Annotated in this window: 15 protein-coding genes; 7 read left to right on the top strand and 8 right to left on the bottom strand. The window is 59.9% G+C overall.

Annotated features, from left to right (window positions below):
• Window positions 1-156: 156 nt before the first annotated feature.
• Window positions 157-1,347 carry a urate hydroxylase PuuD gene (locus V6B08_RS06180; protein ID WP_341978873.1) on the top strand — a complete coding sequence of 397 codons (1,191 nt, stop codon included), beginning with the start codon at window positions 157-159 and terminating at the stop codon, window positions 1,345-1,347.
• Between the two features lie 8 nt (window positions 1,348-1,355).
• Here the strand turns inward: V6B08_RS06180 and V6B08_RS06175 are convergent, their stop codons facing one another.
• The 4 genes from V6B08_RS06175 to V6B08_RS06160 are packed head-to-tail and all read right to left on the bottom strand — an operon-like array spanning window position 1,356 to window position 4,023.
• A complete protein-coding gene (locus V6B08_RS06175) occupies window positions 1,356-1,829 on the bottom strand; it encodes a nucleoside deaminase (protein ID WP_341978871.1) in 474 nt (157 codons plus the stop codon).
• A 4-nt stretch (window positions 1,830-1,833) separates the two neighbouring features.
• Window positions 1,834-2,187 (bottom strand): hydroxyisourate hydrolase, encoded by a 354-nt coding sequence (gene uraH / locus V6B08_RS06170; RefSeq protein ID WP_341978869.1) that lies wholly within the window; start codon window positions 2,185-2,187, stop codon window positions 1,834-1,836.
• Window positions 2,188-2,204: 17 nt separating this feature from the next.
• Entirely contained in the window at window positions 2,205-2,726 is a 522-nt protein-coding gene (gene uraD / locus V6B08_RS06165; protein ID WP_341978868.1) for a 2-oxo-4-hydroxy-4-carboxy-5-ureidoimidazoline decarboxylase, read from the bottom strand.
• Between the two features lie 22 nt (window positions 2,727-2,748).
• A complete protein-coding gene (locus tag V6B08_RS06160) occupies window positions 2,749-4,023 on the bottom strand; it encodes a glycerate kinase type-2 family protein (protein ID WP_440588810.1) in 1,275 nt (424 codons plus the stop codon).
• A 90-nt stretch (window positions 4,024-4,113) separates the two neighbouring features.
• On the opposite strand from V6B08_RS06160, the gene V6B08_RS06155 reads away from it, so the two are divergent.
• Genes V6B08_RS06155 through V6B08_RS06140 form a run of 4 tightly spaced genes read left to right on the top strand, consistent with a single transcriptional unit; the run spans window position 4,114 to window position 8,238 of the window.
• A complete protein-coding gene (locus V6B08_RS06155; RefSeq protein WP_341978866.1) occupies window positions 4,114-5,361 on the top strand; it encodes an allantoate amidohydrolase in 1,248 nt (415 codons plus the stop codon).
• The gene (locus V6B08_RS06150) at window positions 5,358-6,596 is read left to right on the top strand and encodes a M20/M25/M40 family metallo-hydrolase (protein WP_341978864.1); all 1,239 of its coding nucleotides are present in this window, start codon (window positions 5,358-5,360) and stop codon (window positions 6,594-6,596) included. Before V6B08_RS06155 ends, V6B08_RS06150 begins: the two co-directional genes overlap by 4 nt.
• 4 nt (window positions 6,597-6,600) lie before the next feature.
• Window positions 6,601-7,593: an allantoinase PuuE gene (puuE, locus tag V6B08_RS06145; RefSeq protein ID WP_341978863.1), complete on the top strand. Its 993-nt coding sequence runs from the start codon at window positions 6,601-6,603 to the stop codon at window positions 7,591-7,593.
• 33 nt (window positions 7,594-7,626) lie between these two features.
• Window positions 7,627-8,238, top strand: coding sequence for a 2-hydroxychromene-2-carboxylate isomerase (locus tag V6B08_RS06140; RefSeq protein ID WP_341978862.1), 612 nt, complete (start codon window positions 7,627-7,629; stop codon window positions 8,236-8,238).
• Window positions 8,239-8,638: 400 nt separating this feature from the next.
• On the opposite strand, the gene V6B08_RS06135 is transcribed toward V6B08_RS06140, so the two are convergent.
• A complete protein-coding gene (locus tag V6B08_RS06135) occupies window positions 8,639-9,367 on the bottom strand; it encodes a hypothetical protein (RefSeq protein WP_341978861.1) in 729 nt (242 codons plus the stop codon).
• A gap of 462 nt (window positions 9,368-9,829) precedes the next feature.
• Between V6B08_RS06135 and V6B08_RS06130 the strand changes: the two genes are divergently transcribed.
• Window positions 9,830-11,866 (top strand): DGQHR domain-containing protein, encoded by a 2,037-nt coding sequence (locus V6B08_RS06130; RefSeq protein WP_341978859.1) that lies wholly within the window; start codon window positions 9,830-9,832, stop codon window positions 11,864-11,866.
• A 1-nt stretch (window position 11,867) separates the two neighbouring features.
• The gene (locus tag V6B08_RS06125) at window positions 11,868-12,740 is read left to right on the top strand and encodes a DNA adenine methylase (RefSeq protein ID WP_341978858.1); all 873 of its coding nucleotides are present in this window, start codon (window positions 11,868-11,870) and stop codon (window positions 12,738-12,740) included.
• A gap of 33 nt (window positions 12,741-12,773) precedes the next feature.
• Here V6B08_RS06125 and glpK read toward each other — a convergent pair whose 3' ends face one another.
• The 3 genes from glpK to V6B08_RS06110 form a co-directional block, all read right to left on the bottom strand.
• A complete protein-coding gene (gene glpK, locus V6B08_RS06120) occupies window positions 12,774-14,276 on the bottom strand; it encodes a glycerol kinase GlpK (RefSeq protein WP_341978857.1) in 1,503 nt (500 codons plus the stop codon).
• The gene (locus tag V6B08_RS06115) at window positions 14,276-14,518 is read right to left on the bottom strand and encodes a DUF1272 domain-containing protein (RefSeq protein ID WP_341978856.1); all 243 of its coding nucleotides are present in this window, start codon (window positions 14,516-14,518) and stop codon (window positions 14,276-14,278) included. The genes glpK and V6B08_RS06115 overlap by 1 nt, the downstream gene beginning before the upstream one ends.
• A 74-nt stretch (window positions 14,519-14,592) precedes the next feature.
• Window positions 14,593-14,961, bottom strand: coding sequence for a DUF805 domain-containing protein (locus V6B08_RS06110; RefSeq protein WP_341978855.1), 369 nt, complete (start codon window positions 14,959-14,961; stop codon window positions 14,593-14,595).
• Window positions 14,962-14,983 lie beyond the last annotated feature (22 nt).

Genomic DNA, 14,983 nt, shown 5'->3' with positions numbered 1-14,983 from the left:
AGCCGGGCCGTCGCCCCCGTCCAGACCCGCAGCCCTCCAGGCTCAGGGACTCGGCGGGGGCGATTTAATTTAAGCGTCAAAAATCATTGACGCTTGGCTCCCCCTCGCATACCGCTTGGGATGCGCATGTTGCAGCGCGAAATACGCGGGGGCCGGATGAGCGAGCTGTTCTGGGAGTGGGTCAATCTGACGATCCGCTGGATGCACCTGATCTTCGGCATCGCCTGGATCGGTTCGTCCTTCTTTTTCGTCTGGCTCGATAATTCGCTGCGCCCGAACAAGAAGGCGGGCGTGCTTGGTGAAACCTGGATGGTGCATGGCGGCGGCTTCTATTTCGTCGAGAAATACGCCGTGGCACCGCCCAACATGCCGGCCGAATTGCACTGGTTCAAATACGAGAGCTACGCCACTTTCCTCTCCGGATTCCTGCTGCTGGCGGTGCTCTACTATCTCGGCGCCGACCTCTACCTGATCGACGAACGCGTCGCCAAGCTCAGCCAGGCCGAGGCCATCGGCTTCAGCATCGTCTCCCTGGTGCTGGGCTGGCTGGTCTACGATCTGCTCTGCAAGTCGCCGCTCGGCAAGAATGACGCGGCGCTGGCGATCGTCGGCTTCGTGCTGCTGGTGCTGGCCGCCTATGGCTACAGCAAACTGTTCTCGGGCCGCGCCGCCTATATCCATGTCGGCGCGCTGATCGGCGCGATCATGACCGCCAATGTGTTCCACATCATCATCCCGAATCAAAAATTGACGGTGGCGGCGCTGATCGCCGGCCAGGCGCCGGACCCGATCTGGGGCAAGGAAGCCAAGCAGCGGTCGCTGCACAACAACTACCTCACCCTGCCGGTGCTGTTCGCCATGATCAGCAACCATTATCCAGTCACCTATGGCCACCCCTATGCCTGGGTGATCCTGGCCGGCGTGTTCATCGTCGGCGGCCTGGTGCGGCATTTCTTCAACTTGAAGAACCAGGGCCGCGGCGCCCGCTACGAATACCTGGTCGTCGCCTTCCTGATCACCACCGCGCTATTCTTCTTCACCAAATGGGACCCACACAAGGCGGCGCGCGATGCGCTGGCCGGCGATGCCAGTATCGAGTCGGTGCAGAAGATCGTCGCCGCGCGCTGCACGTCGTGTCATGCCGCCAAGCCGACCTTCGACGGCATTACCGAAGCGCCTAAGGGCGTGATGCTGGAAACGCCGCAGCAGATCCGCCGCTTCGCCGCCCAGATCAACCAGCAGGCGGTGCGTGCCGAGGCGATGCCGCCGGGCAATGTCACCGAGATCACACCGGAAGAGCGCGCCACGCTCGGCGCCTGGATTGATGGCGGCGCGAAGCTGCAGTAAGCGGGGCCTCAGTACGGCACTTTATCCGGCTTGTCGCGCCACTCGTTGAACACGGTGAGTGCCTCGTCGCGCAGCAGCGGCGCGCAGGCCAAGCTGCGCTTTTCCATCGGCAAGGCCAGTTCGCGGTAGAGGAAAGCATCGTCGAAATCGATCGCCGCCGCGTCGTCCTGGGTGTTTGCGTAATAAAGCCCGTCGATGCGCGCCCAATAGGCTGCCGAGAGACACATCGGGCAGGGTTCGCAACTGGTATAGAGCGTGGCGCCGCGCAGGTCGAAGCGGCCCAGGGTCTTGCAGGCTTCCCGGATCGCCACCACCTCGGCATGGGCAGTGGGATCATTGGTGCCGGTCACGCGGTTCCAGCCCTCGCCGACGATCCGGCCATCAATCACCACCACGGCGCCGAACGGCCCGCCATGGCCGGCCTGCATATGCTCGCGGCTCAGGTCGATGGCGCGGCGCATGAAGGCGGCATGGTCAGCCATAATCTCAACTCCCGCGATAGGTGGAATAGCTCCAGGGCGTCGCCAGCAGCGGCACGTGGTAATGGCCGTTCGGCTCGGCGATGCCGAAGCGGATCGGTACGGCATCGAGGAAAGCCGGTTCCGCCGCCGCCACGCCCCGCGTGCGGAAATAGCTGCCGATATGGAATACCAGCTCGTAGACGCCGGTGCGGAAGGCGTCGCCCGTCAGCACCGGCTCGTCGGTGCGGCCATCGCTGTTGGTCACCGTGGTTTTGACCAGGCTGCGCGCCTCGCCTTCCAGGCGAAACAACTCGATCACCACGCCAGCAGCCGGTTTGCCGTTCACCGTATCCAGCACATGGGTACTCAGGCGGGCCATCGTGCTCTCCTTTTGAATTACGCCGTCAGCAGCGCCTCCAGGCGCATACGGGCGATCTTGCTCACTTCCATCAGCGCCACTGCCAGTTCCACCTCGGTGTCGTTGGCCAGCCGGCGCTCGAAATTGGCCAGGATCTGCGCCTTGCTGCGCAGCTTCACGGCGATGATGAAGGGGAAGCCATGCTTCTCGCGGTAGGCCTGGTTCAGCTCGGTGATCCGCGTCTTTTCCCAGGGGCTGAGCGACGTCAGCCCGACACTGTCCTGCTCATTGGTGGAATGGGTCGTGAGCGTGCCGGCATCGGCTTCCTTGCCGGCCAGTTCCGGATGGGCATTCAGCAGGGTGATCTGGGCCTCGCGGCCACGCCGCCACACCGCGCCAAGCATGGCGGAATGCAGGCTTTCGAGATCGCCGAAGGGGCGGTAGGCGGCAATGCTTTCCGCTGCCCAGGGCGAATGCTCGATGATGCCACCAAGCCGGGCGACGAACTCCGCCGCCGGCAACCCATTAAGCTCGGCCATCAACTCGACCACGCCACGCATGCCAACCCCCATCAAGCCGCCGCTATGGTAGCACCAGCACGGCGCGGAAATCATTCACATTGGTGAGCGTCGGCCCGGTCATCAGCAGGCCGTTCGCGGCCTGGAAGAAGCCATAGCCGTCGTTATTCGCCAGCGCGGCCTTGGCAGCAATGCCGGCCGCCGCCGCACGCGCGATGCTGTCCGGATGCAGCAGCGCGCCGGCATTATCCTCGCTGCCATCGATGCCATCGGTATCGGCGGCCAGCGCATGCACGCCATCCAGCCCATCCAGCGCCACCGCCAGGCCGAGCAGGAATTCCGCGTTGCGCCCGCCGCGCCCATTGCCGCGCAAAGTCACCGTGGTTTCGCCGCCTGAGAGCAGCACGCAAGGGGCGCCGAGCGGCTGGCCATGGCGGCGTACCTGGCGCGCGATGCCGGCCATCACGATGGCCACTTCGCGCGCCTCGCCCTCGATGGCATCGCCGAGGATCAGCGGCGTGACGCCGAAATCCCGGGCCCGCTGGGCTGCGGCCTCCAGTGCCATCTGCGGCGCCGCCACCATGATGTTGCGCACGGCGCTTAAGCGCGGATCGCCGGGCTTGGCGGTCTCATCTTTTTCAGCGGCGAGATGGGCCGCCAATGCGGGCGGCGGCGTGATGCCATATTTCGCCAGCACGGCACGGGCATCGGCAAAGCTGGTGGGATCGGGCACCGTGGGACCGGATGCGATCACCGCCGGATCGTCGCCCGGCACATCGGAAATCAGCAAGGCCACCACCGGTGCTGGCGCGGCGGCCAGGGCCAGCCGCCCGCCCTTGATCGCCGAGAGATGTTTCCGCACGCAGTTCATCTCGGCGATATTGGCGCCCGAGCGCAGCAACGCCTGGTTCACCGCCTGCTTGTCGGCCAGCGTCAGCCCTTCCGCCGGCAGGGCCAGCAAGGCCGAGCCGCCGCCGGATATCAGGCACAGCACCAGATCGTCAGGGGTGAGGCCCTGTACCAGCTCCAGTATGCGGGCGGCGCCGCGCATGCCAGGCTCGTCGGGAACCGGATGGGACGCCTCCACCACCTCGATCCGCTGGCAGGGCACGGCATGGCCATAGCGCGTTACCACCAGGCCGGAAAGCGGCGCCTCCGGGGGCCAGGCCTGTTCCACGGCACGGGCCATGGTGGCCGCCGCCTTGCCGCCACCCACCACAATGGTACGGCCTTTCGGGGGTTTGGGCAGAAACGGCGCCAGGCAGCGCGCCGGATCGGCGGCAGCCAGCGCCGCGTCGAACAGGGCGCGCAGGAAAGCGTCGGCATCAAGTGGCTTCATGGTCATGGTTTTTGCTAACCCAAGCCCGATGGCTTTGCCAGGGCCGGGCGGGCGGCTATAGTCGGAAAAACCCGACTTCGAGGCCGAAAAATGTCCGCTGCCGCCCCCCGTTTCGCGCCCAAGATGATGGCCCGCCTGGATGAGCTGGGCCGCGTCAGCGACAACCCCGAGAATCTGACCCGCACCACCTTCACCCCCGCCCACAAGCAGGGCAATGCCCTGGCCTTGCGCTGGATGCAGGAAGCCGGCATGGAGACCAGCGCCGACGATGCCGGCAACGTCATCGGCATCTATGCCGGCAGCGATCCCAAGCTGCCACGCCTGATGCTCGGCTCGCATCTCGATACCGTGCGCAACGCCGGCAAGTATGACGGCATGCTGGGCGTGATCGCCGCCATCGCCTGCGTCGAGGAACTGCACAGTCAGGGCAAGCGGCTGCCCTTCGGCATCGAGGTGGTGGGTTTCTCCAACGAGGAAGGCACCCGCTTCGGTGCCACCATGACCGGCAGCCGCGCCCTGATCGGCGCTTTCGACCCGGCCGTGTTTGAAGCCAAGGACCGCGACGGCATCAGCTTCAAGCAGGCGCTGCAGGATTTCGGCCTCGATCCCGCCCGCATCACCGCCCAGGCGCGCAAGCCGGGCGAAATCGCCGCCTTCATGGAACTGCATATCGAGCAGGGCCCGGTGCTGGAACGCAACGGCCTGGCGCTCGGCGTCGTCACCGCCATCTCCGGCGCGCGGCGCTACCGCGTCGAGATCAAGGGCCTGGCCGGCCATGCCGGCACGGTGCCGATGGGCGGGCGCCAGGATGCCTTGCTGGCCGCCGCCGAAATCGCGCTTTACATCGAGCAGCGCTGCACCGGCACGCCCACGCTGGTCGGCACCGTCGGCCAGATGGAAGCGTTTCCGGGTGCTGTGAACGTGATCCCCGGCATGGCGCGTTTCTCCATCGATATCCGTGCAGCCCAGGATCCGTTGCGCGATGCCGCCGCCGATGACGTGTTGGCCGAGATCCAGGCCATCGCGGCGCGGCGCAAGGTGGAAGCCATCGTCACGCCGCTGCATCACAGCGCCGCCACGCCCTGCGATCCCCGGCTGATGGATGCGGTGGAGCGTGCCATCCTGGCGCAGAATGTGCCGACCATGCGGCTGCCATCCGGCGCCGGCCATGATGCCATGACGGTTGCCGCGATCTGCCCGGTGGGCATGATCTTCATGCGCTGCACCCGTGGTATCAGCCACAACCCGCTCGAAGCCGTGCTGCCCGAGGACGTGGAGCTGGCCACGGCGGCGCTGTATCACTTCGTTGAACATTTTACGCTGGAGTCCCTGCAATGAGTCTCGACGCCGCCACCGCCTCGGCGCTGCACAGCTTCATCACCGCCAACCAGGAGGCCATGCGCAGCATGCTGGCCGAACTGGTGAAGGTGCCGTCCGACAATCCGCCGGGCGATTGCGCGCCACATGCCAAGCGTGCCGCCGAATTGCTCGAAGGCCTTGGCCTCACCGTCGAGCGCCACCCGGTGCCCACTGACCTGGTGCAGCAGAACGGCATGATCTCTTGCACCAATCTCATCGTGCGGCAGAAATTCAGCGAGGGCGGGCCTGTTGTCGCGCTGAACGCCCATGGCGACGTGGTGGCGCCGGGCGAAGGCTGGAGCGTCGATCCCTATGCGGCGGTGGTGAAGGACGGCGTGATGTATGGCCGCGGCGTCGCGGTATCGAAATCCGATTTCGTCACCTATGCCTTCGCGCTGCTGGCGCTCAAGGCGAGCGGTGCGAAGCTGAAAGGCACAGTCGAACTGCACCTGACCTATGACGAGGAAGCCGGCGGCGCCATCGGCCCGCAATGGATTCTCGAGCAGGGCTTGAGCAAGCCGGACTACGCCTTCTCCGCCGGCTTTTCCTATGCCGTGACCACGGCGCATAACGGCTGCCTGCATCTGGAAGTGACGGTGAGCGGCCTTTCCGCCCATGCGGCCCGGCCCGATACCGGGCATGACGCGCTGGAGGCCGCCAACCGCGTGCTGACCGCGCTCTATGCCTATCGCAACGGCCTCGGTGCGCTGAAATCCAAGGTCGCCGGCATCGTCTCGCCGAGCATGGTGGTGGGCCTGATCAAGGGCGGCATCAACACCAACGTGGTGCCTGACAAGGTGAGCTTCCGGCTCGACCGCCGCATGATCCCGGAGGAGAATCCGGCGGAAGTCGAAGCCGCCTTGCGCGAGGTGATCGCCACCGCCGCCGCCGGCCTCAAGGGCATCACGGTGGAAACCAGGCGCATCATGCTGGCCAAGCCGTTTGGCGCCGTGCCGGGCGTGGAGAAGCTGATCGAGATTCTGTGCCGCCAGGCCAGCGGCATCATGGGCAAGCCCGTCGAGACTGAAGGCATTCCCTTGTACACGGACGCGCGGCATTACTCGGCCGCCGGGATCAAGACCGTGCTCTACGGCGCCGGGCCGCGCAACCTGCTGGAAGCCAATGGCCACCGCGCCGATGAGAAGCTGGTGCTGACCGATCTCTACAAGGCGACCGAGGTGGTGGCGCGCACGCTCGCCGAATTGATGGGCTGAGGCGATGGCCCAGAAGAAAAAGGCAGCGAAGAAAACGACCAAGCGCATCGACATTGTGCGCAAAGCCCTGGGCTCCAAGCCCTATCCGCGCGACCTCAAGGGCTATGGCGCCCATCCGCCCGATCCGCACTGGCCCGGCCAGGCCAATGTCGCGGTATCCTTCGTGCTCAACTTCGAGGAAGGCGGCGAGCGCAGCCTGCTGCATGGCGACAAGGAGAGCGAGACTTTCCTGCATGAAGTGCCGGGCGGCGTGCCGCGCCAGGGCTTGCGCGATGAGCAGGTCGAATCCGTCTACGACTACGGCACGCGCGCCGGCTTCTGGCGCCTGCTGCGGCTGTTCCAGCAGCGCCGTCTCAGCTTCACCGCCTATGCCGTGGGCATGGCGGTGGCGCGCTACCCGGAAGCCGTGAAGGCGATGCATGAGCAGGGCCACGAAATCGCTTCGCATGGCTGGCGCTGGTACGATTACAGCCGCGTGCCGCTGGCCACCGAGCGCGCCCATATGCAGCTTGCCATCGAGGCGATCCGGCAGGCGACCGGCGAGCGGCCAGTGGGCTGGTATACCGGGCGGCTTTCCAGCAACACGCGCAAATTGGTGATCGAGGAAGGCAACTTCCTCTATGACTCGGATGCCTATGACGACGACCTGCCCTACTGGGTACCGGGTAAGAGCATGGGAAAGCGGCCAGCCAAGCCGCATCTGGTGATCCCCTACACCTTCGATAACAACGACATGAAATTCTCGGTGCTGAACGGCATGGGCACCGGCACGGATTTTTATGACTACCTCAAGGACGCGTTCGACTGCCTCTACGAAGAAGGCCGCCTCGGCGCGCCGAAGATGATGTCGATCGGCCTGCATTGCCGGCTTGCCGGACGGCCCGGTCGCGCCCAGGCGCTGGCCCGCTTCCTGGATTACATCCAGGCCAAGGACAAGGTGTGGATCTGCCGCCGCCGCGACATCGCCGAGCATTGGCACACCCACCATAAGCCGTAAGCCTGGCATCACATGCCGAAGGACTAAACATACGTGTCGCAGCCACCGCTGGATTTCTATTTCGACTTCATCTCGCCCTTCGGCTATTTCGCCTCGCTGCGCATCGACGAACTGGCGGTGAAGCATGGCCGCACCACCACCTGGCGCCCGATGCTGCTCGGCGTCAGCGTGCTGAAAGTGATGGGCTTGAAGCCCCTGCTCGATACGCCGCTGAAAGGCCCCTATATCGAGCGCAGTGTCGAGCGCTACCGCCGCCTGCATGGCATCGAGATGAAGCGGCAGCCGCGCGACGAATTCATGAATCCGCTGCCGCCGGCACGCGCCTATTACTGGCTGTTCGACCAGGACCCGGCCCTGGCCAAGCGCGCCGCCCGGGCGATCTACCGTGCCTATTGGCGCGAGGGCCACGACATGGGCAACCTGGAGCAGCTTTGCGCCGTGCTGGCGCCGCTCGGCGTCGCCAGCGACGCCCTGCGCGAGGCACTGGCCGATCCGCGCGTGGCGCAAAGGCTGCGCGATGAAGTGGAGGCCTCGATGCAGTGCGGCGTGTTCGGCTCGCCCTTCGTCATCGCCGACGGCGAACCCTTCTGGGGCAATGACAGCCTAGACCTGCTCGACCTCTGGCTGACACGCGGCGGCTGGTAGCGGCCCTTTGTTCTTCGCTGTCACCCTCGCGAAAGCCCTTCGGGCCTGTGCGCCCACAAACGCCTTCAGCGTTTGCGCGCTTACAGAGAGACCCATTGGCTAACAGTGAAATGGGATTCCCGCGTTCGCGGGAATGACAAGGAAGATTGGAGGAAATCCCCATTCGTCATGCCCTGCGGAGGCAGGGCATCCACGAGTTCATTCTTTTGTAAAAAAACTAATCGTGGATGGCCCGGCCAAGCCGGGCCATGACGGCATTAAATCAGGACCGCATTCCTGTTTGAAAAATCCACGCTGGCTGAAATCCGCCAAATCCATCCTTAAAATTCCTTATTCCGGCTTATTTCTCCTTATTTCTCCTTATTTTTGCTTATTCCGGCTTATTCGGCGCTATTCGCGCTTATCCGGCGTTATTGACGCCATTCGCTGCCGGCGCGGCGCGGGCCTCGTCCTCCAGCCTTTTGGCCAGGGCCGCCTCCTCGGCCAAGCGCGCGAGGTTGCGCGGCAACAGGCTGAAATCGCGCCGCTGCAATGCGCGCAATTCCTCCGCTGTCGGCATCGCGGCGATTTCAGCCAGCAGGCGGGCGCGGCGCTTGTCGGTGAGATAGGGCTTGGCGCGACGGCCGGCCTGGCGCAGCCGCGCATCCAGCGCGGTGGCTTCCGGGGCCGTGGCGTCATGCAGCTCGATGGCGACCGGCACGGCCTGAGCAACCTGCCCCAGCTCGCGCAGCTGCGCCGCATCCTGGGGTGATGCACCATCCGGGGTGGCAACGGCGCCGGTCAGCGCCACACCCGCCGCCGCCTCCACCTGGAAACTCGCCAGCAGCCGGCGCCGCTGCACTGCCTTTTCCACCAAGGCACGGAAGCGCCCGCTGTCATTCATCTGGCGCCACAGTTTTTCGGTCGAGCAGCCCAGCCGCGCCGCGATGGCTTCCGGCGCCACGCCCTGCACCAGCAGGGAGGCCGCCAGCACCCAGTCATAGCGCCGGCGCTTCGGCTTCGGGGCAGGCTTGGGCGCTGGCTGCACAACATGAGACGTCGGATTCCGCCCCGGGCCATATTCATCCTCATCCAGCGGCGGGCCATAAATCAGCGACTCATCCTTGAACGGGTCATACGCCTTGGGCATGACAGGCTCCTGCAGTCGGGGGAGCTGGCATTCTAGATCAAAATAAGAACATTACAAGATAATAATATGAATATATAATCTTCATCTACCAATAAGCACCACCCTGGAAGAAGAATACACAAGATTGAGATATTCAGTTTAAAATTGTTCTTACATTGATAGAGTTCAGAAAAATAAAGCGACTTATGCGGGATCGTTACATGCCCAATCACAATCAAAAAACAGAGAAGCAAGTTGAAATATTGGGGCCATTGGTTTTAGAAAAAACATTCCCGTATCGCAGAATTCAAAAAGCGTAAAAAGCGCCTATTCCAAGCACGAATATCAGTTGAAAAATTAGCCGCCGCTGAATCAAAAGGGTGGAAGGAAGTCCGAGCGCTAGCAAACAAAAAAATCTTAATCGAGAAGTCCAAGTCTGCCGATGAAATTCATGAGGATCGCCTATGGGCGGTTCTGTACCAATTGGGCGCGGACTGTCTAAACGAAGGACGCAATTTTCACGTTAACCTATCTATTGATGGACAACAGATCACCAAGAAGATTGATGTTATAGCAAGGATCGATGATGTTGTTATTGTCGCTCAATGCAAATCAGCAGAAAAAAAGCAGAATAAATCTCTACAAAAAGAAATCGGCGAATTCTCCACATTGAAGGGACCGCTGGCGAAATCCATAAAAAAACACTTCAATGAGCCGAATCTGAAATTCTTGTGGCTTATTGCTACGCGTAACATCATATGGGGAAAACCAGACCGGCTTCGAGCGGGTGAGAATAATATTCATGTAATTGAAGATAGAGAACTTCGCTATTTCGAAACAGTTGCTAAAAACGTTGGTAAAGCAGCGAAGTACCAGTTTCTTGGAGAATTTTTAGCAAGTCAGCAGATACCATCCCTTGCGAACTGCATTGTTCCCGCGATTCGTACAAAACTCGCAGGGCAATGGGCTTTTTTCTTTCTAGCGCCGGCGGCGCGCCTCCTACCCATCGCATTCGTAAATCATAGAGGCCTGCGGGATCCAGACGGAGCACCCGCGTATCAGCGCGTACTAAAAAAATCCCGTCTTAAAGAGATAGGTCTTTATCTTGATCGAGGTGGCTTCTTCCCAAATTGCATTACTGCAAACTTCAAACGTCCCGTGCGTTTTGACAAACAAACTTCTTTTGACGACCGCCAAATAACCTTTGGACAATTGTACTTACCAGATAGCTTTAAGAGTATATGGATAATAGATGGTCAACATAGGCTATATGGCTTTACGGAAACAGCAGAAAAAGCAAAGAGTCACGTTCTCCCTGTCCTAGCTTTTGAAAAACTCCCTGCAATTAAGGAAGCAGAACTGTTTACAACAATAAACAGTAAACAACAAAAGGTCGCGCCCGGCCTACTGGACGAACTCGCTGGCGAATTAAAATTATCCTCTGAGAGCCATCACGAAAGGTGCGGCGCCATCATCGCACGATCACTCGATCTGTTGTCTGCCGAAACAGGGAATCCATTCGAAGATAGAATAAAATCTGCTGATATTTCCGAAAGCGAAGCTGCTCCATTAACAATCTCAGAGATAAAGAAAGGAATACTAGCCGCCAAGCTTTTGGGGGTGGAATCTAAGTCCGGCATAATTACGCCCGGACCTTTTTATAGAAACTCTCCAGAGGAAAGTGTTCATGCACTTTGTGAGGGTCTGACAGAATATTTCTCCATTATAGAGAAGGCTAATCAAGCGCGCTGGGAGTTGGGACGCGCAGGATATTTGTGCAGCAACATAGGTGTACAAGGGCACATCCGACTACTGGCATCGCTCTGCGAGCATATTCGCACTTCGACGGGTCAAGAACCTCACACGCTGGAGCCATCAGACTTAGTGGAACAAATAAAGCCGCTACTTGCTCCAGTAGTGAGTATTATTATGGAAGCAGATGACCTAGATTTTTCGAGACGATTTAAGCAGCCATTTGGCTCCGGAGGTCCACCGAGATACTATGCCGAACTCTGCAAAATTGTTCGCTCTGAATTTGAAGCCTTCAACCCGCCGGATCTTGATCGCTTACTTTCAGAACGAGACGAAGCAGAGGCCGTGCGGGGAGACTCACTCACAAAGCAAATAATTGATCGCGTGCACGGACACGTAATAAAAATTTTGAAACAAAATTATGGAGTGAATGAGTACTTTGACAAAGGCGTTCCATTTAAGGAAATAAAGAAAGAGGCTTATTCAAAACGGATCGATGACAACTCACGTATGCCTGCTGAAAACTATCTAGACCTTGTAGATCTCAAAAAAATAATTGAGTGCACACCAAACTGGGACATGTTCAAGGAAACGATGAACATCAAGCTGCCCAACGAAAAAAAAGGGCAAGCAAAGTATGTCGGCTGGCTTCTAAAGCTAAATGAGATTCGGCGCGTCAACGCGCATCCGTACGGCAGAAAATATGAAGACAGTGATATTGAATTGCTTGAGTTCATATATGAACGCCTGAATGATATGGAGGCATAAAGTGCAGCCATTTCTTAAATGGGCAGGCGGAAAGAGATGGCTTGTCAGAAATCACCCGTATTTATTTCCGGTGAAATTTGGGAAATATTTTGAACCATTCTTAGGCAGTGGGGCAGTCTTTTTCAGTATCCTGCCGCAATATGGTGTTCTTTCGGATACCAATTCATCTCTGATCAACTGTTATTTGGCAATAAAAAATGCCCCTCAGAAGGTGCTAAGGAATCTGAAAAACTTCAGAGATAAGCATTCAGATGAGTACTACTATATAGCTCGCTCAAAAAAGGGCTCCTCAATGTATTATGAAGCGGCACGCTTCATCTATCTAAATAGAACCTGCTTTAACGGGATATATAGGGAGAATCTAAAAGGAGAATTTAATGTTCCTCGCGGCACTAAAGACAATATCCTTTTTGACACCGATGATTTTTGCCAAATTTCAAATGCGCTAAATGGGTTCGATTTGATCGCGGGAGACTTTCAATCCACAATTGATAAGGCTGGGCAAGGAGATTTCATTTTCATTGACCCCCCTTATACAGTACGCCACAACAAAAACGGCTTTGTGAAATACAATCAGAAAATTTTCCGATGGGGAGATCAACTTAGATTGAGAGATGCTGTAGAGGGTGCGAGAAAACGCGGTGCAATGTGCCTTGTTACAAATGCCAATCACCCTTCCATTCGAGAAATATACGAACCTTTAGGAGAATTTGTCGAGTTGCCGCGACACAGTGTAATTAGTGGCAACAATGCCAGCAGGTGCTTGAGCACAGAATTAGCTATCTGCGTTGGCTATTCTCCGATAAATCAACGGGAAACAACACAAAATATAGATCATCAAAATTATCAAATAAAAAAGCGAACGCATTATTAGAGCCGGCCGCATTATTATTTCCTTGTGCTGATATCATCCCCCGCTCAGTACCCGCTGCACCGCCGCTTGCCAGCCGGCATAGAGATGCTGGCGCTGCTGCTCGCCCATGCGCGGCTCGAAGCGGCGCTCGCATTGCCAGGCATACGAGATGGCATCGAGGCCGGGATAGACGCCGACCGCCAGGCCGGCGAGATAGGCCGCGCCCAGCGCCGTGGTTTCGATGACGCGCGGGCGTTCGACGGCGACATTCAGCATGTCGGCAAGGAACTGACAGAGCCAGTCATTCGCCACCATGCCGCCATCGACGCGCAAAGCCTTCGTGGAGGCGGCGCCATCGGCGATCATGGCGCCGGTAAGGTCGCGGGTCTGGTAGGCGACGGCTTCCAGCATGGCGCGCGCGATATGGGCGGCGGACGAATCCAGCGTCAGGCCGAGGATGGCGCCGCGCGCATTCGAGTCCCAGTAAGGCGCGCCGAGGCCGACGAAAGCCGGCACCACATAGACGCCATGGCCGTCGGGCACGCTGGCCGCCAGCGCCGCCGTCTCGGCGGCATCCTTGACGATTTTCAGCTTGTCGCGCAGCCATTTCACGCCGGCACCGGCCACGAAGATCGAGCCTTCCAGTGCATAGGTCGGCTTGCCGTTGAGGCGATAGGCAACGGTGGTGAGCAGGCGGTTGTTGGAGATCACCGGCTTATCGCCGATATTCACCAGGGCGAAGCAGCCGGTGCCATAGGTGGATTTCATCATGCCGGGCTGGAAACAGGCCTGGCCGAAGGTGGCGGCCTGCTGGTCGCCGGCCATGCCGGTGATCGGAATGGCGCTGCCGAGCAGATCGGCTTTGGTGGCGCCAAACATGCCGGAGCAGTCGCGCACCTCGGGCAGCAAGGCAGGCGGCACACGGAACAGCGCGCAGAGTTCCTCATCCCATTGCTGCCGCACGATATCGAACAGCATGGTGCGGGCGGCATTGGTGGCATCGGTCGCATGACACGCCGACTGTCCCGGGCCGCCGGTGAGGCGCCAGAGCAGAAAGCAATCGATGGTGCCGAAGCAGAGTTCGCCGCGTTCGGCCCGTGCCCGCGCGCCGGGTACATGGTCGAGCAACCAGGCGATCTTGGTGGCCGAGAAGTAGCTGTCGATCAGGAGGCCGGTCTTGGCCTGCACCAGGGCGGTGGCGCCAGACTGGCGCAGTTGCGCGCAGGTATCCGCCGTGCGGCGATCCTGCCACACGATGGCGCGGTGGATCGGCTGGCCGGTGGCGCGATCCCAGATCACGGTGGTTTCGCGCTGATTGGTGATGCCGAGTGCTGCGATATCCTGAGGGCGCAAGCCGGCCCGCGCCAAAGCCTCGCGCAGCACGGCTTGCGTATCGCGCCAGATATCCTCGACATCATGCTCGACCCAGCCATCGGCGGGGTAATGCTGCGGGAATTCACGCTGCGCTACGCCGCGCACGGCGCCGGCTGCATCGAACACGATGGCGCGGGTCGAGGTCGTGCCCTGGTCGAGCGCGATGACGTGACGGGCGGACATCAGGCGGCGCAGCCTTGCGGCTTCACCTTGCGCGTGGTGCTGGCGGGGAATTTCGCCAGCTTCTCGGCCGGACGGATCGGGCGGCGCAGCAATTCACCGCCGCAATTCGGGCAGTGGCCCGAAAGCGTGCCGGTGGTGCAATCGGCGCAGAAGGTGCATTCGAAGGAGCAGATGCGGGCATCGGCAGAATCCGGGGCCAGGTCACGGCCACAGCATTCGCAATTCGGGCGCAGTTCAAGCATGGCATCCTCCCCCTGTGATTGGGTGGATGCTAGCAAGCACCGTGGCTCACGGCAATAACGGCGGAGTGGAAGGCTCAGGCGGCGGGTGACTCTGGCGGCTCCAGCGGATCGGGCCCGTATTTGTTCGGGCCAACCTCCCCAGGTATCAGCAGCAATGCAAGTTCTAAAAAAAAGCCAATGGGCAAAAGAAGCAACCCCAAACCCAGCCAGCCAGACCAACCTATATCGTTCAGACGCTGCACAGTCAAAACCACACAGATGAACAGCAGCAGAATGAAAAGCGGCAGCAGTGCAATAGTCTGAAGATTCGTTTTTACGACCAGCGCGATCCCACAGATCAGAATAAACAGCGGGAGTGCAATATACAGCTGCGCAAGCGCGTAAGATTTTCGATTGCGCCGGACGGAAAATGTAAGCAGATCAGAGAAGACCGGTTTGGACATTGCTCCCCACAATGGCCGGTAG

This window comes from Ferrovibrio sp. MS7 (genome assembly GCF_038404985.1).
GTDB classification, from domain to species: domain Bacteria; phylum Pseudomonadota; class Alphaproteobacteria; order Ferrovibrionales; family Ferrovibrionaceae; genus Ferrovibrio; species Ferrovibrio plantarum.
Note: the sequence above shows the minus strand (reverse complement) of the source record. Positions and strands in the feature narration are given on the sequence as shown.